The organism is Pontibacter roseus DSM 17521 (assembly GCF_000373265.1).
Taxonomy (GTDB): Bacteria; Bacteroidota; Bacteroidia; order Cytophagales; family Hymenobacteraceae; genus Pontibacter; species Pontibacter roseus.
Genome location: NZ_KB890765.1, coordinates 323,229 through 344,522 on the forward strand (window position 1 = coordinate 323,229; position 21,294 = coordinate 344,522).

The window sequence follows — 21,294 nt, forward strand, 5'->3', positions numbered from 1 at the left end:
CTGCTATGCAGCTGAAGGAGGTGGCTTGCCTTTGGCTAAAAGAAAATATTGTATGTGTTTGCTACTCAATCCATTTGGTCCTGCGCTGCTTACTCACAACCGGCTCCTGTTTATTTTTCTTCAACCTATCCATGGGTTTGCGCACTAATTGCTGCGAAAAGCCATTGTGGTGCTCAATAATTCCCCCTTTCAGCTTCCAGCCTTGTGGGAATAGAACGGCAACCTCTGTTGCCAGTGTCTCTAGGTTCGGTGCTACTATAATATTGTATTCCATCTTTAATAAACTAACGATAGAACCAATTTAGAAATTTATAACATAGGTTGTATATGTGCGCTACGAAAAAGTTTAAACAAAGGTTATTTTCAGATAAAAATTTAGGGTATTATAAAAATAATGCAGCCTAATGATAGGATTACTGTTGTTTATGTGAGTAATGTGCTATTCTGTGTCTTCAATAACCGTCGCATGCAGGTATACGGCTGATTCACAGTAAAATAAATAAGTTGGCTGCCTTGCCTGCGCTATCCAGGTTAAATAGACGTTAAGAGGTAACCGCCTCTACCTAAACAAGATAGAAAATAAAGTGTATCCCTGTGGGTTTGTCTCCAACGAGAATGAGAAGCCGTGGCTCAGCAGAATCTCCCGAATCATGGTCAGGCCGATGCCCTGCCCAGTCTCCTTGGTGCTAAAGAACGGCGTGAATAGTTGCGGACGCACATGCTCCGGAATACCCTCTCCATCATCTGTTATGGAAAGGCGAGGAGGCTGCTGCTGAAGCTCCACCCAAATGTGACCATCCGATTTCACCGCCTCCATGGCGTTCTTCAGGATGTTGAGCAGCGCCTGCTCCATTTGCTGTTCATCCATGGGTACATGCATGGGCTCAACTGGAGTTTTGAGGCAGAGGGTAATGTGCCGCTTCTCCAACTGTGGCTGCATGAGGCGTTCCAGACGCTGCAGCAGTTCCTGCATCGGTATGGGCTTCTTGACCGGCGCCGGGAGCCGCACCACATCCGCAAAGTTGGCCATGAACCGGCTCAGGTTCGTGTTGCGGTCGATGGCCACCTGCAACGCATAGGTGAAGTCCTCGCGGTGGTCCTCCTCAATCTGGGGCGTGTAATACTGAACCGAATCTAGGATGGAGTTGATGGCTCCGGTGGAGTTGTTCACCTCGTGCGACATCATCCGGATGACCTTCTCGTAGGCCTGGCGTTCGTTTTTGATGATGGCTTCGGTGAGTTCCTCTATCAATACAAAGGAGCGCTGGAAGCCGCGGTCGATGAAGTGGGCGCGGTGGGCGCGGTAGGTGCGGATGCCGCTCATCCGGAAGGTATGCGGCTGTCCTGCCTGCACCTGCGCCAGTTGCTGCGCCCAAGTTTCTGGCAGTTCTGCCAGCGGCTTGCCTAGGAGTTCCTGCGTCGGGAGGTTGAGGTAGCGCTCCGCAGCCGGGTTGATGCTCTCGATGTGGTTGTCGAAGTCGAGCAGGATGATGCCGGCAGGGGAGGCCTGTATGATTTTTTCGAGCAGGTAGTGCTTTTCGGCCTGCGCCACGCGCTCCTGCCGCAGCTGGTCTATCATGCGGTTGTACACATCCACCAGCTCATCGAGCTCCGGCTGTCCCACTTGCACGAATTTGGTGGAGAAGTCCTTGTCGCGGATAGATTCTATACCTGCCCGGATGAGGTTGAGTGGTTTGAAAAAAGCACCATAAAGCTGTACCGTAATTACGATGGATGCCACTACCAGCGCCTCCATACCCAGGAACAGCAGCTTGTTCTCCTGCAGCAGGAACCAGGCCATGGCAGCCAACAGCCCGTGCACCACTACCGCAAAGAGGATGAACTTAGTCCTGAGGTTCATACGGGATGCCGAACTTTTCGAGGCGACGGTATAGGGCGGCGCGGCTCACGCCCAGTGCCCGGGCCACTTTGCTGATGTTGTTGTGGTAGTAGGCCATCGATTTCTTTATCATGGAGGCCTCGAGTTCGTCCAGCGTCATGGCGCCTACGGCGGGTAGCGATTTGTCACTGGCTTTCACAGGTCCCTGTTGCGACTGCGCCTGGAAATCCTTGGGCGTGAGCACTTCGTCCTCCGCCACCAGCACGGTACGCTCCACCAGGTTCTTCAGCTCCCGTATGTTCCCCGGAAAGGGTAGCTCCTTCAGCCACTGCAGGGCTTTTGGGCTAATCTCCAGTTCCGGGCGGTGATAGGTCTTCTTGAGGTTCTCCACAAAGAACTGCACGAGCAGCGGAATGTCCTCGGGCCGCTCGCGCAGGGCGGGTAGCCGCACCTTGATGAGGTTGATGCGGTAGAACAGGTCCTCGCGGAATTTCCCCTCCTCCACCAGCTGCTCCAGGTTCTTGTTGGTGGCGCACACCACGCGTATGTCCAGCTTGCGGGAGCGGCTGTCGCCGAGCACCTCGTAGGTGCGGTCCTGGAGCACACGCAGCAGCTTCACCTGGCTGTTCATGTCCAGTTCGCCTATCTCATCCAAAAAGATGGTGCCTTTGTTGGCTAGCTCAAAGCGACCCACGCGGTCGGCTTTGGCATCGGTGAAGGCGCCACGCTTATGGCCGAACATCTCGCTCTCGAACAGGCTGGCCGCTATACCGCCCAGGTTCACCTTCACGAAGGGCTGCGATTTGCGGAGGCTGTTGCGGTGGACGGCCTCCGCAATCAGTTCCTTGCCTGTGCCGCTTTCTCCCTCAATGAGCACGGAGGCATCGGTAGGGGCTATCTGGCCGATGCGCTTGAGTATCTGTAGCAGCTGTGGGTCCTGGCCTACGATGTGGCGGAAATCGAATTGCTGGTCCAGCTTTTTGCGTGTCAGCGCCTCGTCTTTGCCAGGTGGATGTTGCGACAGGCTCAGCGCCGTTCGTACCGCCTGCAGCAGGTAGTCGTTGCTCCAGGGCTTGGTGATGAAATCGGCGGCACCCAAGCGCATGCCTTCCACGGCGAGGCTGATGGAACCCCAACCGGTGATGAGGATGACGGGTACCTGCGGCAGCCGCTGTTTGAAGGCTGCCAGCAGCTGCAGCCCGTCGTGCCCGGTTGTCTCGATAGAGAAGTTCATGTCCATGATGACCAGCTGCAGGGCATGCTGCTGCGCCAGTTCCAGCGCCTCCTTGGGAGAGGCGGCCTCTCTCGTTTTGAAGCCATGCTGCTTCAGCAGGATGCTGAGCGAGGCGCGTACGGCTAGGTCATCGTCGATTATGAGAATCATGGAATCTGGCTGCTGAATCAGGTATAAAGATAAAGTTTTTCGGTATAAGTTGCTATTACTCCTCGTGGAGCGCCATGGCCGGATGGATGGCAGCTGCCTGACGACTTGGGTAGAAGGCGCATCCCACCACCAGCAAGTAGATGGTAGCCACCGCTATACCTAAGGCGATGAAGTAGACGCCCGACTCGACCTGGAACACCTGTAAGAGCGGGAACTGCACCGCAAAGGCCACACCGAGCAGCAGGCCGAAGGTAGCCAGCACCAGCACCTCGCCAATGAACTGGCGGTATACCTGACCGGAGGAGGCCCCGAGCGCCCGGCGCAGGCCAATCTCGCTGTTGCGACGGCTGATGTTGTACCAGAGCACTCCGAACAGGCCCAGCGCGACGTTGAATATCAGGAAGCCGCAGATGATGCCCAGGGCAATCAACGGGACTTTGGCCATTTTAGCCTTGTTCTGGCGCATCTTCTCCAGCGTGGCTACTTCCATGGCCCAGCCTTTCGCTGTACCTGCGAATTCCTTCACCATCTTCTCTTCAAACGCCACGCCCATACCTGGTTTCACCCGTATCAGGACCTCGTTCCAGAAGGCATTAGGGTCCTCCTGCAGGTTGATGCGGCTAAAGAAACTAGGTTGTTCCGCTTCGAACTCACTGCCTGCTCGGAAGTAATCCGTTACGCCCACCACCTGGTAATTCGTGGAGTCATTCAAAGGTATAAGTTTGCCCACTGCCTCCTCTTCTCCAAACAGTTGCTGTTTGAGCGCCTGGTTAATCACAATGGGGTCGTGGTGCGAGGCATTGTCGGCAGGACCGAACCAACGGCCCTTGCTCACCTTTACCCGCATTACCATGTCAAAATCGTCCTGTACCTCATATTGATTGGCTTCTACCTTTTTCTGCCCGTACGTAATGTTGTTCGACATCTGGCTGAAGGCGAACGGTGCGTTGCTGCTGGTCAGGGCAACGCTTTCTATCTCCTGAAAACCTTTGGCGCGTTGCAGTATCTGCTCCAGGGTTTGGCGGTTGAGGGAGGTTGAGTCGGTGTCGGGGCGCATGGTCAGCAGCCAGACATGCTCATGCTCAAAGCCAAGCGGTTTGTTGTAGTTGCGCACGTTGTATACCACCAGGCTCAGGACGGCGAACAGCACCAGGAAGCAGAAGAAGATTTCGGTCATGAGCAGGAAGTTGCTTCTCTTCCTGTTCCAAATCAGTTTAAACAGATGACGTATCATTTGGAGCCTCCTTTCAGTGCCTCTACGGCTTTTAAGCGTGACATTTTATAAGCGGGGTATACCCCGGAAATCAAACCGAAAATCAGGCTGAGTAGCAGTCCCCAGGCAAACACGCGCAGGTTGAGACCCAGGTCAGCGTACACAATCACGCCGCTATCGTTGATGAGTTTGAGAACCGCCGCCGACAGCCCAAAGCCAAGCAGACCACCCAGCAGCGTCAGGAAAACGTTCTCAACGATGAACTGCCCGATGATGGTGGAGGAGGAGGCCCCGAAGGCTTTGCGCACCCCAATCTCGGAGGAGCGCTCCATGATGCGGCTGATGTTGATGCTGACCAGGTTGATGGTGGGCAGCAGCATGAACAGAAACGCCAGACCAGCGAGTATACCGTAGAATATGCCCAGGCCGGACTCTCTTCCATTTCCTAAGAAGGTGCGGGCAAAGGCCTCCAGAATCGTGTCAGGGAAAGAGGAAAGTTTGGTGCCCTTCTCCGGGTGCTGGCGCTCCACTTCTTGCAGCATGGCTGCATATTCCTCCTTTATCTCGGGTATATCCGCCGGGTTGTTCGCCTTGATGGTAGCGAAGTATGTTCCCCGCAGTCCTGGTTTATTGAAATCCTGGCTCTTGAGCGTGATGGGTACCCAAATGTCGGCATAGGAGTTGATGCGCAGGACGGGCACGTCTTTCACCACACCCACCACTTTGTACTTAACCTGGTCCACTTCTATGGTCTTTCCCACGGCCTCACCTGCGCCAAAGTACTGGTTCCGGGTGCTCTCATTGATGACGGCTACTCGACTGGCACCGGCTACTTCCTGCTGCCCGAAGGCGCCTCCTTCCAGAAACTCAAACTCCAGGATGTCCCAGAACTCACGGTCGGTATACTTGATGTCGAGGGCCAGTTTGCGGTTGTCGACGTAGCTGTTCACCTGGAAGAACATCGAGTTGATGGACACCAGTTCGGGTGTCTGCAGGGTGCGCACGTTGCGGTCCAGGAAATGGTAACTTGCCGGGCCGCTGCTCGAGTAACCTTTTTCGTGCTCTTCGCGCATCACGTTGACGAACAGTAGGTTGTCCATATCGCGCTCCGGCATCTGCGGTCCGAAGGTATGGTCGAAGAGGGAGGTGGCTACCATGAGCACCATCAGGGTGAAGCTGATGCCGAAGAGGCTGATGAAGGTGAAGAACTTGCGGCGCAAGAGCACCTTCCAGGCTATTTTGATGTAATTCTTCAGCATGGCTATACCTTCTGGAATTCGTAGGCGTTAGTCTTGGCATCGGATACCTGCTGCCCGTCAAAGAAGCGGATGAGGCGTTCGGTCTTGTGGGCCATGTTCTCGTCGTGCGTCACCATCACAATGGTGGTGCCGTCCGTTTTGTTCAGCTGCAGCAGGATGTTCATAATCTCTTCGCCCATCACCGAATCCAGGTTACCGGTCGGTTCGTCGGCTAGTATAATTTCCGGCTGCCCGATGAGGGCACGGGCAATGGCCACGCGCTGGCGCTGTCCGCCGGAGAGTTGGCTGGGATAGTGCTTTGTGCGGGCGCTCAGGCCTACCTTTTCCAGAGCGGTGAGGGCAAGGCGCCTGGTCTCGGCGGCCGACACGCCATTGCGGTAGAGGAGGGGCAGCTCCACGTTGTCGAGCACGCTCAGGTCATTGATGAGGTGGTAGCTCTGGAACACAAACCCGATTTTCTGGTTGCGCAGCTGCGCCAGTTCCTTGTCCTTATACCTGCCAATGGGCGTGCCGGCTATCTCCACCAGCCCATCCGTGGGCTCATCCAGCAGCCCCATGATGTTGAGCAGCGTACTTTTGCCGCAGCCGGAGGGACCCATGATGGACACAAACTCCCCCTGGGGGATGTGTAGGTTGACGTTGTGCAGCGCCACCGTCTCGATGGTCTTCGTCTGGTAGACTTTCTCGATGTTCTTTAACGTAATCATAGTCTTATTGCCTTGGTTCTAAATATCTTGAATTTGTTTATGCTATATTTGACATTGCTCCTTATTGTCATTCCGACTACTCGTGTTATCATTTCAGCCCTCATTTTGTCATTTCGACGAAAGGAGAAATCTTATACTCTACAGGCTGCAAATCTAGCGTCAGCGCAGATGCGGCTATACCTGTATTCTTACCACCCGTTCCCGCTGCACCCGAACTGGTGGCAGCTGTGGTAACAGATTCCTCCTTTCGTCGGAATGACAGAGAAGGTATGGAATCACCATTGTTGGATGGTCCTTCATCTAATATCCTGTGTCTCTAATAATATCGCCTGCTGCTGCTCAAAATCATAGAGCGTGAGCTGGCGCAAGGTATAGTGGGCGGTCCAGAAGGCGCTGAGTGAGGCGATGTGCGCGCGCCGCGCCTGGTCCTTCTCCGCTAGTGCTATGTTCAAATCGGTGATGCTGATGCGGCCAATCACAAAAGTGTTTTTGGTGATTTCGTAGCGCTCTTGTGCGATGGCATCGGCTTCGGCGGTGGTGCTGAGGCGGGCCTTCAGGGTATTGTACTGATTCACCTGCGTGAGCACGGCCTGCTCGAAGTTCGCCTCCTCCTGGTCCACAGTGTACTGCACCAACTGCCGGTTCAGCTCCGCCACCTTGTGGATAGAGCGCTGCCGTCCCCAGTCCATGATAGGCATGTTGAAGCCGATGCGCGCGCGCTGCTGGTTTTCGGGCCGGTCGTATATGTCGGTGAAGGTGGCGCCGCGGTTGGTGAGGCCGAAGGTGGCGAAGAGACTAGCATTCAGGCCATTGTCGCCTTTGGCTTTGGCGACCAGGCTCTCCGCCTCCAGCAGCCTTCTGCTGAAGTTAAGGTTTTCCTTGCGGTTCTTCTTCGCCTCGGCAAGCGCCAGGTCCGCCTGCACGGTGCCGGCAGGTATACCTTCCGGCGTCAGCAGCTGCAGTGCGTCCGTGTCTTTCATACCGATATAGGTTTTTAGGGCGAGGGCAGCCGTCTGCTGGTCGAGTGCGGCCTGCGCCATACCTAGCTCCGCGTTCAGCACAGCCAGGCGCAGCTGCAGCAGGTCATTTTTGGAGAGGCGTCCCAGCTTGTACTTCTCGTTGGCAATCTGGTAGAGCGTGTCGTTGCTCGATTGGTTTTGGCTGGCGATGCTGTGGTTGGTCTGGGCCAGCAGCAGGTCAAAGTAGAGTTTGGTGGCGGTTACGGCTACCTGCTCGCGCTCCTCCAGGTACTGGCGCTGCGACTCCTGATAGCGGAGCGGCTCAATCTTTTTGGCCCAGGCCAGGTTGTTGTAGGCGAAAAGTGGCTGCTCTATACCTACAATGGCCGGATTGCCGTTGTAGCGGGTCTGGTCGCGGTCAAAGTCATCGAAGCGCTGCATGAGTGAGGTTACGAACACACGTCCACCCGTGGGGCCCACCACCTGGCTCAGGCTCAGGCCCAGTTCTGCGTTGTTGATGGAGACGGGCTTGAATTCTGTGGTGCCGTCAGGCTGTGTTACGGGGTTGATGGTGCGGCTGAAATCGGGCAGGATTCCCTGCAGGCTGAGCTGTGGTTTGTAGTCAGACTTGAAGCTGCGCCACTGCCAGTAGCTGTTCTCGCGGCTGGTCTCCGCCTGCCGTGCCGCCGCCGACTGCTCCTGCGCCAGGGCAATCACCTCCTGCAGCCCCAAAGTGCGGGTAACAGGCTGTGCCATACCCTGCACGCGAGGCAGAAGCAGCATCACAAACAACAAACAAATAAGGTATAGCTTTTCCATGGTTTCATATGGGTTATGTCAATTCAGACACTTTCAGTCATTCTTTCACTTCTGTCTTTTCTTTCACTCTAGTCCTTTCTGTCATTTCGACAATAGGAGAAATCCCATACTCCTCTTGCCGCAAGTTGAGCGGGAGCGCAAACGCGGCTTTCTACGGGCACCTGCTGCAGCCGACTCTCATTTTTCACCACCCGTTCCCGCTGCGCTCGAACAGGCGGTAGGCAGCGTAACAGATTTCTCCTATTGTCGAAATGACAGAAGCGAGGATGCTGGTGAGAGTCCTCCTCGAAGGGGGCAGAGAGATGACAAACCTCCCATTCTCATTTCACCTTTATCTTCTCGACGTGCTGGTACTCAGTCATATCCGATATCACGACTTCCTCGCCGGGCTGCACGCCACTCTCTAACTCCACAAAATCCACGTTGCTCACACCGATTTTCGCTGCGCGCCGCACCAGTTCCCCGTTCTGCAGCACGAAAACCTGCGGCTTGCTGGTGTTCCGGAAGTAGGGGCCGTTCTTCACGCGCAGGGTGTTATGGCTGGCAGCGGTGCTCACGTACACATCCACGCGCAGACTGGGGCGGAGCAGCTGGTGGGCTTTCTCGTCCAGCGCCACGAAGAAGGTAACGGTACCGTTCTCGACCGTCGGTTTGATGGAGGCGATGGTGCCCTTCAGGTCGGTGTCGTTGATGCGGATGGTGGCGCTGCCGCCGGGGCTGAGCTGCTCGGCAAAGGCATCCGAAATGGTGGCCTGTACCTTGTAGCTGCTTAGGTCGGCGAGGCGGGCGATGATGTCGCCGGTGTTCACGATGCTGCCAATCTCGTTTTTCACCCACGTGATGACGCCGGGCTGCGTGGCGCGTACTTCGGCTTGTTGCATTTTGCGTTCCAACTCTTCAATGGAGCGGCTCTGCATGGCCAGGGTATAGCGAAGCTCCTGTTCATCGGCTTTCAGCAGCTGGCGTTCAGTCACCATGTCGCGCTCTATCTGGGCCAGTTCCTGCTGCGCGATTTTCAGGTTGAGCTCGGCCTGCTTCACGCTCTCCTGCGTGCCTCCTCCGATGCGGAGCAGGTACTGCTCGTCTTCGAGCTGCGCCTGCAGGCTTTTGACGCGCATGCGCTTTATCTCCAGCTGCGAGGCCAGCGAGTTGAGTTTCTTTTCGAGGTTCAGGTTGAGCTGCACCGTCTTGTGGCGGCTCTGTTCCTGCTCGTCCTTCAGTTTGTCGTAGGCCAGTTGCGTGTACGCTTTGTCGAGGAGCAGAATCTGGTCACCGGGCTGCACCTGCTCGCCAGTGTTGTGCACCACCTGCTCGATGCGCGCCTGGATAGGGGAGGTGATGACTAACTCGTGCTCCGGCACCACCGTTCCCGATGCCGTGATGGTGGCCACGACAGGCCCTTCCTCTACCAGAGCGGTACGGAGTGTCGCTCTTTCAATGGTGGGGGTAATCAGGCTTCGGAAGCCAAAGACAGCGGCGGCCACCAGGGCTACCGCTATACCTATCTGCCAGATGCGTTTCCGCTTCTGGGCTTGCCTGGCGCTGGCTGATAATTCACGGTCCATCGTTTCTAAATTGGTTTATGCTCGGGAGGGTATATCCAATTTAGATGCCAATATTGTATATTATTGATTTGTAGATAGTTGCCTTGTGGTATTTAGAAATTCAGGCTTTTGTGGGTGTTCAATAGTGAACAGTTTGTGCGGTTTTGGGAGGGGGAGGTTCACGAGGTATTTAATTTTAATATATTATATTGTTTCTATATATTATATTCTTTAATTTGGCTCCGTTTAGCCGCCATATTAGGCGGCTAAACGGAGTAGGTACTCCTACCAGCAGGTAGTCAGTTGCTAAATTTAAATTATCACATTTTCAAAAACTTAAACTAACAGAATAAAGAACGGATTTAACTACAATGAATAGTCTGAGAAACACATTAGACTTCGATTTAACTTTATACATAAGTACTATGATTAAGTCTAATGTTTTTGATAACGTTCAAATTCTTGAAGCAGGAGCATTTGTTGGCACCCATTATACTTTCTTGCTTGAAAAGAAAATTTTAGGAGTTACGAAACAGGTCGAGGAAAATATAATTATGTATATATGTAAGTTTTACTCCTAATTTCTTACTAATAGTATAGGTAGCACAGAATATGCTATCATAAGGAAAAGGTATTACGAGCTCCTTAACGATGAACCAGAAAAAGTAGCAATGCTTTTGCAAAAGTTAGTTAATCTTAACTTGGCCAAATAATGTTATATCAGGCTATTATTGATTTATGCTAACACGTCTATTGTATATCTGCCTTTATAAGAATCTTTAGCATTTAGAAGAATTTTAACAGCTAACGCATCACCCGCTGCCTGTACAAGACCGTTATGAGTAAGTTTAAACATAAATAAAATGAACCCCTTCTTTTACTGTAACTCAACTTGATTGTCATTTCAAGCTGACACAAAAATTTATTATAAACAAAGTGTAGTCCAGTAAACACAAGAAAAAACGGGGCTCAATCCGAAATGCCAAATGAGTAGGGAATTTTAACACAATCATGAAATATAACTTTTACATCCTAATTATTCTTGCCATTTTTTCTCTATCATCCTGTTATACAACTCGTTATAGTTATTCAGGTAATGTCCATCAGCAAACAATAGGAAAATCTAAAAACGAAATATTAAGAAACTTAGGTGTGCCTGATAGAACTGAAGATGACGGTGCTGGTGGCTCAATATTAGTTTATGAGAAATTTACTCAAACCACTATTGCAAGTGCAAATTCCGCTAGCTATGCTAGAGCCTCAACAAGTGGAGCTGCCATATATGGGAACGGTGGAATACTTGCAGCAAGTGACACTCGAGCAGGACAAGTATCTGCAATGAATGGAATTAGTCAAACCTCAACAAGTAAGACATTCTTATATGTTTTTGTGAACAGGAATAACATGGTCTACGATTTTAAAAGTAACTATGGTGCCCTCTACGACACATCTCGCTGCTTCAATAAAACATTAACATGGGTTGGTGTAGCAGGAAGTGCCCTATTTGTTTATCCTTTAGTAGTTACTGTTCCACTTGCAATAATAAAACAAAGCAAAGCGAAACGGAATGGAGAAATATGTCAATAACAAATTTTCCTTTACACAGGAACATTTCATGGTTTCAAAAAGACATATCTAATAATTGAAAATACGAGCTCATAACAAAAGCTAAACGTCAGCAGGTAGTTATACTATACAAGGCAGTTACTTTCTAATACTGCTTAGTTGTATGATTCAGCAGTCATGTATTACTTCAAGCTGTCGTTTAGCCGAGCCGTTGAATGCAATTGCTCCTAATTCATCCTGCCATAACTCAATCATTACATAGCTCCCTAGCTGCTAAGCGAAAATTCCTTTTACCTTCCCCACTTCGGTTCCGTAAATCCTGAAATGAAAACTGCGCTGCTAGTCTTTTGTTTCAGTTACCTCATCAGCCAGGCCACGGCGCAGAACCTGGTCAAGAATCCAAGTCTGGAGACACTAAAAAACGGTGTGGTTGGGTTCAGAGGCGTGAGTGGAACGCCTGATATCGCCTCCCGTGAGAACCAGGTCATGCAGTACCCGCCTTACTACAACCCCTACCTCTCGGCTATACCTGGTCGGAGCGTCTCTACCATACAATTCGGGGAGATTTGCTTTTGCCTGTGGTTCAGTTCCGGCACCAGCGAACTCATGCAGGCGGAATTGCGCAAACCACTCAAAAAGAACAGGGAGTACCTCGTGTCGCTCTATACCATCCGGACATCCGCAGCAGAGCCTCCTATTCGCGATGTAACCGTGCATTTCACCAAACGTCCGTTGCCGGCCACCCGGGAGGTATACGGGCAGGAGCAGCATACTCTGACCGGTGCGGCTATACCTTATCTGTCGCTCAAGGCTGCCTCAGCGCAGGCTATCACCTCCCAAAGCTCCTGGACGATAGTGAGCGGCGTGTACAAAGCGAAAGGAGGGGAGCGCTACCTCACCATTGGCAATTTCATCGGGGCGAACAAAGCCATACTGGACGAGCTGAACCCAGCCGAATCAGACACCATCAAGGGCTACAAAACCAAAGGCACCTACTACTGCTACGACAACCTGAGCGTGGTTCCGCTAGCCGAAGCCAGAGAGGCAACCTCTATACCTGATTCACCCCTTACAGATTCGGCGACAACAGTCAACACCTCTTTCGCCATCGGCAACACCCTCACGCTCGGTGATGTGCATTTCTCCTCCGGCGAATCCCAGATTCTCGAAACTGCCTTTCCCATGCTCGATTCCCTGGCAGCTTTTCTGCGGGCGAAGCCGGAGGCTGTGGTGGAGGTGCAGGGGCATACCGACGATGTGGGCTCGGAGGAGGACAACCAGCGGCTGTCGGAGCAGCGGGCGCAGGCCGTGCAGCTATACCTGCTGCAGCAGGGGATTGAACCGGAGAGAATCACCTTCCAAGGCCATGGCGAGAAAAGGCCGAAAATGGAAAATGACTCCGAGGAAAGCAGGGCGCGTAACAGAAGGGTGGAAATCGATATCAGGCAACGATAAGGACCGTATACCTTATCCGTACTCTTAAACTATTCTGACAATGAAAATACTATTAGTAGGCGGTACCGGCACCATCGGGAAACGGATTTACTGGAGGCTCAAAGACAAGCATGAACTGATGACCGCAGGCTCCAAAAGCGGCGACTTCCAGGTGGACATGACCAGTGTAGATTCTATCAAAAGCCTGTTCCAGCAGGTGGGCCAGGTGGATGCCCTGGTCGTGGCGGCCGGCGGGGGACCGATGGCACCGCTGGAGCAGCTCACCGAAGAGCAGTTCTACGAAGGCATCCGTAACAAGATGATGGGCCAAATCAACCTGGCGCTCATCGCGCAGAAGCACATCAACTCCGGCGGCAGCATTACGCTCACCTCCGGCATTCTGTCCGAGGACCCGATTGCAATGGGGACGGTGCTGAGCACGGTAAACGGCGCCGTCAACGGTTTTGTGGTAGGGGCGGCCGGTGAGCTGTTCCGGCAAGGTATACGCATCAACGCCGTGAGCCCAGGCATTGTGGAGGCTTCCATGGACAACATCGGCAGTTACTTTCCGGGCCACAATCCGGTGCCCATGGACCGGGTGGTGAACGCCTACGTGAAGAGCATAGAAGGCATACGCACCGGCGAAATTATCCGGGTCTTCTAAGCGCGTCAGCGCGCATTTCTCCCCATCTTTCTTTAATTTGCCTCTTTCACCAAGAGACAGAGCAAATGACCTATAAAGAACGATTAGCAGCCATCCGTCAGCAGATGCAGGAGCAGGGCGTGAGCGCCTACATCATCCCTTCGGCCGACCCGCACATCAGTGAGTACCTGCCCGAGCGCTACAAATGCATCTACTTCGCCTCCGGCTTTACCGGCTCGGCCGGCACGCTGGTGATTACCCAGGATTTCGCTGGCCTCTGGACCGACGCCCGCTATTTTGTTCAGGCCAACGAGCAGCTGGCCGGCAGCGGCTTTGAGCTAGTGAAACTGCAGGTGCAGCACAATCCAGAATATATCGGCTGGCTGGCCGGGCGCTTGAGCCAGGGCGATGTGGTGGCCTATGACGCGAAGCTGATTTCGGTGGGGCTGGCGCAGTTGCTGGAGCAGCAGTTGGCGCCGCTAGGTATAGCCATGGTCTCCGACCGCGATTTCCTCGACCCGATTTGGGAGAACCGGCCTGACCTGCCTACGGCGCCCGCCTTCCTGCTGGGAGAGGAGACAACCGGCAAACTGACCACCCAAAAGCTGGCAAATTTGCGTGCCGCCTTGCAGAAAGCGAGAGCCGATTACCACCTGATTTCCTCGCTCGACGATTTGGCTTGGCTCTTCAACCTACGCGGCTCCGACGTGAAGTGCAACCCGGTGGTGCTGAGCTTCGCCCTCATCAGCCAGGAGGTGGCCATGCTCTTCATCGACGAGAACAAGCTGAGCGAGTACGACCGACAGGAGTTGTTCCAGGCGGGCGTGAAGCTGAAGCCCTATGATGAAGTGGAGCAGGTGCTGACAGAGCTGCCGGTGCATTCCTCTATCTTCATCGACCCGAAACGCAATTGCTACGCCCTCTTCAAGCAGCTGCCGGCCGAGGTGCGCGTGATTCAGGACACCAACCCGACTACTTTCTTCAAGGCCATCAAAAACGAGGTGGAGGTGGCGCACACCCGCCAGACCATGGTGAAGGACGGCGTGGCCCTGACGCGCTTCTTCAAATGGCTGGAAGAAAACCTGGGCAAAACGACCATTACGGAGCTTTCGGTGGCTGACAAAGTGCGCGAGTTCCGGGCGGAGCAGGAGGGCTTCGTGGGCGAAAGCTTTGATACCATTGCCGGTTACAAGGCGCACGGTGCCCTGCCACATTACAAGGCCACACCGGAAAGTGATGTGGAACTGAAAGCCGACGGCCTGTTCCTGCTCGATTCCGGTGGGCAGTATACCACCGGCACCACCGACATCACCCGCGTGGTGTCATTGGGTAACCTAACCGAGGAGGAGAAAACCGACTATACCCTGGTGCTGAAAGGCATGATAGACGGCGCCACAGCCCGCTTTCCCAAAGGCACGCGCGGCTACCAGATTGACGCCATCACCCGCAAACCCCTCTGGGACCACGCCCGCAACTACGGCCACGGCACTGGGCACGGCGTGGGCTTCTTCCTGAACGTGCACGAAGGTCCGCACACGTTCAACCCGAGCCCTATACCTGTGGATATAGAACTGGGCATGATTACGTCCGTGGAGCCTGGCCTATACCGTCCCGAGCAGTACGGCATCCGCATTGAGAACCTCGTGCTGACCGTGCCGGACGAGACCAACGACTTCGGCGAGTTCTATACCTTCGAGCACCTCACCCTCGCCCTGATAGACACGGCCCCCGTGAAAAAGGAACTGCTGGAAGAGCGCCAAATCCAATGGCTGAACGACTACAACCAACTGGTGGTAGACAAACTCAGTCCGCATCTGAACGAGGAGGATTTGAACTGGCTCAGGGAGAAGGCAAAGGCGATTTAGTTATCGATTGCTTATTGATGAACCGGCTATACCTGACTCGTCAGGTATAGCCGGTTTTTTTTTGAGTTCCAGGAGCGGTTGGGTGATTAGGATTTCAGCAGTTCTTGGTCCAACCACTCCTGTCCCCTCCGAAAGGGTGACTCTCCTGCATGAATACAGCCAGATTAGTCAACCAAACTGTCATTCCGACGAAAGGAGGAATCTGTTATAATAGTCACCGCCGGTGCGCGCGCAGCGGGAACCGGCGGTGAAACGTGTTAGCCAATCTGCACCTGGCGTTTCCTCTGTTCCCTTGTTGCCCTCACAAAAGCCGCATTTGCGCTGGCGCTGGATGTACGGCAGGCAGGGCGTGAGATTTCTCCTTTCGTCGGAATGCCAGAGAGGGGCAGAGGCGGTGCCGTAGCTGTTGAGGGTTATATCCTCGATAGATTGACACACCCCTGCCCCTCTCAAGAGGGGAACCGGGAACGATTGAACATCCCCCTGCCCCCTTCGAAGGGGAAACTTTTCTGCATTACTTCTCAGAAGGTATAAACTCTGTAGTACACGAACACTGGCAGGTATAGCCTTGACACCCCTCTTACTCCCCTCAAGGGGAGAGCTTCCATTGTAGCTACGAAGCAGCGGCATCAGCCAGGTGCGCGGATGACGATTTTTTGTTCGAGCGGTCAGCGAGTTCAAAAGCGTCTTGACTTTTTTGCTTACTTTTTGTGTCAAGACAAAAAGTGAGGCCCCGCCGGCCAGGCGAAGCTATACAACAATAAAAGGTTGAAAGCAGAAAAAGCTGTAGCTACAAGGCAAAAAGTAATCTTTATCTTTCACCCTAATCCTAGTATACTTGCACCAAAATCCCATTCCGATGAAACAGACTACCAGCGCCATCCTGATGATAGAGCCGACGGGCTTTGGCTACAACCCCGAGGCGGCCGCCACCAACTCATTTCAGAAAGAGCTGCGTGACTTCACGCCCGGCCAAGTGCAGGACATCGCCTTGCTGGAGTTCAGGAATGCGGTGGCCGAGCTGCGAAGCCTGGGAGTGGAGGTGATTACTATACAAGACCCTGAGCACGCAGGAACACCCGACTCTGTTTTTCCGAACAACTGGTTTTCCACGCACGCAGAGGGGCATCTGGTAACCTACCCCATGGCATCACCCAGCCGGCGTAATGAACGGCGGCTGGAGGTAATCACTCAAATCAAGCAGGCCTGCGGGTGTGGAGAGCATGTGCCGCTGGAGTTTTTCGAGGAACAGGACACGCCGGTTTTTCTGGAGGGAACGGGCAGCCTCGTGCTCGACCGGATGAATAAAATAGCCTATGCCGCCATGTCGCCGCGCAACAGCCTGGTGGCACTGCAGCATTTCTGCGATAAACTGGGGTATAGGGCCCTTACGTTTGAGGCCTATGGCCCTGCCGGTGAGCTGATATATCATACTAACGTGATGCTATGCGTTGGGGATACTTATGCCATTGTAGCACTAGGCGTAGTGGCAGAAAAAGACCGTGCAAAACTCATCGACAGCCTGAGCGGAAGTGGAAAAGAGATTATTGAAATTAGCAGAGAGCAGACCTACAGGCACTTCGCCGGCAACATGCTGCAGGTCGAGAACCAGCAGGGCGAACGCATCCTGGTGATGTCGAAGGCCGCCCACGAAAGCCTTAGCCCGGAGCAGTTGGAAAGGATGCAGGCGCACAATGAGCACATTCTGTACCTGCCCATTCACATGATAGAAAAAGCGGGCGGCGGAAGCATCCGGTGCATGATAGCCGAACTGTTCAAGAAGGTATAGGTATAGCCTTCTTCTTTTCAAAGCCCGATTCGGGAGGGGGAGATACTTCCGAATCGGAGCCTTTGAAGTACCTGGTGCACATCGTCACTTCTTCTCCAGACCTTACCCGATTATCCTATACTTAGCTTTACAGCTTACCTTAACCCCTGCGCTTCGTATCACCTGCATGAGTAGTATCATCCTGCTTTTCCTTTGCCTGATAATTGGGGTGCTGCTGCGCCGCGTGCCTGCTTTCCCTGCCAATTCACCTGTCGTTCTCAACCAGTTCATCATCTACATCTCGCTGCCGGCGCTGGCGCTTTACGCTATACCTGAGGTGGAACTGGACCGAACGGTGCTGCTGCCTGTCGGCGTGGCCTGGGTTTGCTTTGCGGGTGCGGCGGCCTTCTTCTATACCCTGGGCCGAATCTACGGCTGGTCCAAAAAGCTGGTGGGTTGCCTCATCCTCACCGCCGGACTTGGCAATACCTCCTTCGTCGGTTTCCCCATCATTGAGGCGCTTTATGGCCGTGAGGGATTGCAGACGGCGATACTGGTGGACTTGCCGGGAACCTTCGTGGTCGTGTCGACGCTTGGGATTGCCTTGGCAGCGTACTTCTCCAAAGGACAGCCTGATTTCAAGGCCATCACCCAGAAAATCCTGACCTTTCCTCCCTTCGTGGTCTTTGTGGTGGCCTTTGCTTTAAATGTGGCCGATTTGCACTTCCCCGATGAAGTGAAGGAAGTGTTCAACCGGCTGGGCGGCACCGTGACGCCACTAGCACTGGTGAGCGTGGGCATGCAGCTGCGCATCGAGCGGCGCAGCAAGCACTGGCGTTTCCTGCTACTGGGGCTGTTGTATCAGCTGATACTGGCACCGGCCCTCATCTATGCGCTGTACGTGCTGGTGCTGGGGGAGCGGGGGCGAACCGTGCAAATCAGCATATTGGAGGCAGGTATGGCGCCCATGATTACGGCCTCCATCGTGGCAATCTCCTATGGCCTAAAGCCCCGCCTGGCCTCCATGATGGTTGGTTTCGGCATACCGCTCTCCTTCATCACGCTCGCCATCTGGTACCTGCTGGTGCGCGGGCTGTAGCTGGTGCGCCTTTTTCAGAGTCATAGCTCACATAAGGTATAGCCTGCGTTTCAGCACTCCGAGCGTTAGGCCTCAGGTCATACTTCATAAGGCGGGGGAAGGAGGAAAATAGCTATTCCTGAAGTTTTGTCGTTATTTTGTAGGTATAACTTTTAACCGGCAGAGGTTTTGCGCCGGAAATCCAATTTATGGCACAGCACACATCCGACGGAATCCGCTTAAATAAATTCATCAGTGACGCAGGCATCTGCTCCCGCCGGGAAGCCGACAAACTGATAGAGCAGGGGAGGGTGCTGGTGAATAGCAAGCTACCGGATGTTGGGGCACGGGTGACGGGCAAGGACAAAATCCAGGTGGATGGAAAGACGCTGCAATGGAACCAGGTGGAGCCGGTATACCTGGCGCTGAACAAACCAGTAGGTATAGAGACCACCACTGACCTCTCGCAGCGCGACAATATCATCCGCTTCGTCAACTATCCCGAGCGCATCTTCCCAATCGGCCGCCTCGATAAGGATTCGGAAGGGCTGATTTTCCTGACCAACAATGGCGATATCGTCAACAAAATCCTGCGGGCTGGCAATAAGCACGAGAAAGAGTACATCGTGACCGTAGATAAGCCCATCACCCCGGATTTTATTGAGAGGATGGGCAACGGCGTTTCCATACTGGGCGTGAACACCCGTAAGTGCTTCGTGGAGCAGGAGGGCCCGACCAAGTTCCGCATCATCCTGACCCAGGGCATGAACCGCCAAATCAGGCGCATGTGCGAGGCGTTGGGCTACGAGGTGCAGACGCTGCAGCGCATCCGCATCATGAACATCACGCTGGCAAAGCTGCCCTTAGGCCAATGGCGGGCCCTGACCGAAACCGAAATCGCCACGCTCCACAGCATGGTAGCCGACTCTGTGATGACGGAAGAAGGTTCGGTGACGAAGAAAAAACCAGCCACAAACCACACAAAGAGTAGTTCTTCCGCCCGTAAAAATGCCACATCCGGCGGCAGACCCCCGAGGAAAGAAACTGGCGCCAGCGATTCCAAAGGGGGCAGGGGGCAGCGCGGCGCCTCCAAAGGGCCGGGTGCTAAAAAGTCGGGAAGCAAGAGCAGCGCGGGTTCCAGAGGGGCCAGCCGCAACGCACCTGCCGCCAAGGGCGGCGGTCGCAAAAGGCGCTAAACGCAAAGGCCGGTGCAGGGATTCCTCCTCCCGCACCGGCCTTGCTATACCTGTTGGGTCAGCTATACCTCTTCTGACTCGGAGTCTTCCTCAGGGTATACGTTCAGCTTGATTTTCTCTATCTGCAGGTAGTTCTTGAACTGGTGGATGAGCCTGTCCATCTCCTTTTCCTTCTGCTGCAAAGCATCCACTTCTTCGTCTGACGTGGCCAGCACCGGGCGCAGGCGGTTCAGGCTGTCCCGCATCTGCTCCACGGCATCCTCGGTATGCGCAATCACTTCCGGGTTGCGCTCCGCAGCCATGGCCAGTTGCAACTGCCCGATGTACATCTCCAGAAACTCCACCATGTCCCAAGGGTTGTTCGGTCGGTTCCAGGTGAAGCCGGTGTTGCAGCGGCGGCACTTGTAGGTGTTGCATTTCCAGCCGTGCTCGTTGGTCGTGGACCCGGTGCGCTTCAGCATATCGGCTTTGTTGCACTTGGGGCACTGGGCATTGTCCTCGATGACGTTGAGCAGGCGCTCCCGCTTGTCCATGATGGCGGTACGATTGGTGGCATGGTCTAACAACTTCGTCTCCAGGTTTTCGCAGGCGGCGGTCAGTTGCGAATGCTCCGCGCTGAGTTCGCCTTCCTCCATCAGTCTTGCGGCACGCTTGCTGAAAAAGCGTATCAGTTTTATCAGTTCCCTCTCGTTTGGCTTCAGTGCGGCTTGTTTCATGTAATGTCTATTTGCTCAAAGGTACAAAATCGGATGGAAAGCGCGAAGCGGCAGAGCCTCAGCGCTGTTGCCCCGATTCACGCAATCGCTTGTAGATGCGGATGGCCAACATGAGGAGCGCCGAGAAGAGCAGCAGCCCTACGATGCCCCACACCATGCTGAGCGCGTTCTTGAGCACCACCAGGAACACAATCGCGATGAGGAAAACCGTGGCCACCTCGTTCCAGATGCGCAGCTGCGTGGAGGTATAGCGGAGGATGCCCTGCTGTTGCTGTTGGAAGATGCGGTGGCAGAGGAAATGGTACACGTACAGCCCCACCACAAAGGCCAGTTTCCAGACCAGCCAGCCCGGAACGCCGCCGTACAGGTATAGCATGGTAAGCCCGAAGATGAGCGTGAGCACCGCCGATGGCCAGGTGATGCCATACCACAGTCGCTTCTGCATGATGTGGAACTGCTGCTGCAGGATGCTGCGCTCCGGCTCCGGCTTCTCCTGCGCCTCGGCAAAATAAATGAAGAGGCGCACGATGTAGAAAAGTCCGGCAAACCAGGTGACCACAAAAATGATGTGCAGGGCTTTGACGTAGAAGAAGCTCATGGGCTATCAGGTGCTGTTTCTGCAAAGGTAACGGTAAATGTTCAAAAGGGGTAGTGGCTGTAGGTTGTTTGGGATGAGAGGAAAAACGTGTAGCATGTATGCTTCTGCTTTACCAGGTCCAAGCACCCCTGCCCCTCTGAGAAGGGGAACCCTCTGCACAAATCCGAATTGGTATAAATACACATGCTGTCATTCCGACGAGAGGAGGAATCTCATACCATACCTGCCGCACATCCAACGCCAGCGCAGATGCGGCTTTTCTGAGGACATCGAGGGAGGAAACAGAGGAGATAATGCCAGGTGCAGACTGGGTCGCTTCTTTAACCGCCGATTCCCGCTTTGCTCGAACCGGCGGGGGTAGGGTAACAGATTCCTCCTTTCGTCGGAATGACAATAGATGTATAGGTATAGCCTTAACACCCCTCTGACTCCCCTCAAGGGGAGAGTTTCCACATCAGCTACAAAGCAAAGACAACTGCCAAGTGTACATTTTGGCGATCCACTGTTCGAGCGGTCAGCGAGTGGGGTAGGGACCCTCGATTTGTGTCAAGACAAAAAGTGAGGCCCGCCTGGCCAGGCTATGAAACAACTCAGCGAGCGAACTGTAAAACCAGCAACTACGAAGGCAAATGCAGAGAAACAGACACAACAGAGAAGCCAGACTAAGTACTATACAAAGCAAAAGTCCGGAGAACCTGCGCTCTC

At 53.9% G+C, this 21,294-nt stretch carries 17 protein-coding genes; 7 read left to right on the forward strand and 10 right to left on the reverse strand.

The annotated features are described in order from the left end of the window. Positions 1 to 61: 61 nt before the first annotated feature. The 8 genes from B051_RS0112905 to B051_RS0112940 form a co-directional block, all read right to left on the reverse strand. Positions 62 to 274: a hypothetical protein gene (locus tag B051_RS0112905; protein WP_018478623.1), complete on the reverse strand. Its 213-nt coding sequence runs from the start codon at positions 272 to 274 to the stop codon at positions 62 to 64. 285 nt (positions 275 to 559) lie between these two features. Further along, positions 560 to 1,861, reverse strand: a complete 1,302-nt coding sequence (locus B051_RS0112910; RefSeq protein ID WP_018478624.1) for a sensor histidine kinase — start codon at positions 1,859 to 1,861, stop codon at positions 560 to 562. Next, complete coding sequence (locus B051_RS0112915) at positions 1,845 to 3,224, reverse strand: sigma-54-dependent transcriptional regulator (protein ID WP_018478625.1); 1,380 nt, start codon at positions 3,222 to 3,224, stop codon at positions 1,845 to 1,847. Before B051_RS0112915 ends, B051_RS0112910 begins: the two co-directional genes overlap by 17 nt. A 55-nt stretch (positions 3,225 to 3,279) precedes the next feature. Then, on the reverse strand, positions 3,280 to 4,458 hold the full coding sequence (locus tag B051_RS0112920) for an ABC transporter permease (RefSeq protein WP_018478626.1): 1,179 nt from the start codon (positions 4,456 to 4,458) through the stop codon (positions 3,280 to 3,282). Next, a complete protein-coding gene (locus tag B051_RS0112925; protein ID WP_018478627.1) occupies positions 4,455 to 5,696 on the reverse strand; it encodes an ABC transporter permease in 1,242 nt (413 codons plus the stop codon). Before B051_RS0112925 ends, B051_RS0112920 begins: the two co-directional genes overlap by 4 nt. Before the next feature lie 2 nt (positions 5,697 to 5,698). Next, positions 5,699 to 6,403, reverse strand: a complete 705-nt coding sequence (locus B051_RS0112930; RefSeq protein ID WP_018478628.1) for an ABC transporter ATP-binding protein — start codon at positions 6,401 to 6,403, stop codon at positions 5,699 to 5,701. Positions 6,404 to 6,699: 296 nt separating this feature from the next. After that, positions 6,700 to 8,181 (reverse strand): TolC family protein, encoded by a 1,482-nt coding sequence (locus B051_RS0112935; protein WP_033316870.1) that lies wholly within the window; start codon positions 8,179 to 8,181, stop codon positions 6,700 to 6,702. A gap of 320 nt (positions 8,182 to 8,501) precedes the next feature. Beyond that, positions 8,502 to 9,746 carry an efflux RND transporter periplasmic adaptor subunit gene (locus B051_RS0112940; RefSeq protein WP_018478630.1) on the reverse strand — a complete coding sequence of 415 codons (1,245 nt, stop codon included), beginning with the start codon at positions 9,744 to 9,746 and terminating at the stop codon, positions 8,502 to 8,504. 990 nt (positions 9,747 to 10,736) lie between these two features. Between B051_RS0112940 and B051_RS22475 the strand changes: the two genes are divergently transcribed. From B051_RS22475 to rluF, 7 genes are all read left to right on the forward strand, one after another. Continuing rightward, positions 10,737 to 11,312, forward strand: a complete 576-nt coding sequence (locus B051_RS22475; RefSeq protein WP_157578853.1) for a hypothetical protein — start codon at positions 10,737 to 10,739, stop codon at positions 11,310 to 11,312. A gap of 303 nt (positions 11,313 to 11,615) precedes the next feature. Then, the gene (locus B051_RS0112955; RefSeq protein ID WP_018478633.1) at positions 11,616 to 12,746 is read left to right on the forward strand and encodes an OmpA family protein; all 1,131 of its coding nucleotides are present in this window, start codon (positions 11,616 to 11,618) and stop codon (positions 12,744 to 12,746) included. A 40-nt stretch (positions 12,747 to 12,786) separates the two neighbouring features. Further along, on the forward strand, positions 12,787 to 13,389 hold the full coding sequence (locus B051_RS0112960) for a short chain dehydrogenase (RefSeq protein ID WP_018478634.1): 603 nt from the start codon (positions 12,787 to 12,789) through the stop codon (positions 13,387 to 13,389). 65 nt (positions 13,390 to 13,454) lie between these two features. Next, entirely contained in the window at positions 13,455 to 15,233 is a 1,779-nt protein-coding gene (locus tag B051_RS0112965; protein WP_026236382.1) for an aminopeptidase P family protein, read from the forward strand. 859 nt (positions 15,234 to 16,092) lie between these two features. Further along, positions 16,093 to 17,022: a citrulline utilization hydrolase CtlX gene (gene ctlX / locus B051_RS0112970; RefSeq protein WP_018478637.1), complete on the forward strand. Its 930-nt coding sequence runs from the start codon at positions 16,093 to 16,095 to the stop codon at positions 17,020 to 17,022. Between the two features lie 166 nt (positions 17,023 to 17,188). After that, on the forward strand, positions 17,189 to 18,100 hold the full coding sequence (locus B051_RS0112975) for an AEC family transporter (protein ID WP_018478638.1): 912 nt from the start codon (positions 17,189 to 17,191) through the stop codon (positions 18,098 to 18,100). A 188-nt stretch (positions 18,101 to 18,288) separates the two neighbouring features. Further along, complete coding sequence (gene rluF / locus B051_RS0112980) at positions 18,289 to 19,275, forward strand: 23S rRNA pseudouridine(2604) synthase RluF (protein ID WP_018478639.1); 987 nt, start codon at positions 18,289 to 18,291, stop codon at positions 19,273 to 19,275. A gap of 62 nt (positions 19,276 to 19,337) precedes the next feature. Here rluF and B051_RS0112985 read toward each other — a convergent pair whose 3' ends face one another. After that, positions 19,338 to 19,991, reverse strand: coding sequence for a hypothetical protein (locus B051_RS0112985; protein ID WP_018478640.1), 654 nt, complete (start codon positions 19,989 to 19,991; stop codon positions 19,338 to 19,340). A gap of 58 nt (positions 19,992 to 20,049) precedes the next feature. Further along, the gene (locus tag B051_RS0112990; protein WP_018478641.1) at positions 20,050 to 20,589 is read right to left on the reverse strand and encodes a CopD family protein; all 540 of its coding nucleotides are present in this window, start codon (positions 20,587 to 20,589) and stop codon (positions 20,050 to 20,052) included. Positions 20,590 to 21,294: the final 705 nt, after the last annotated feature.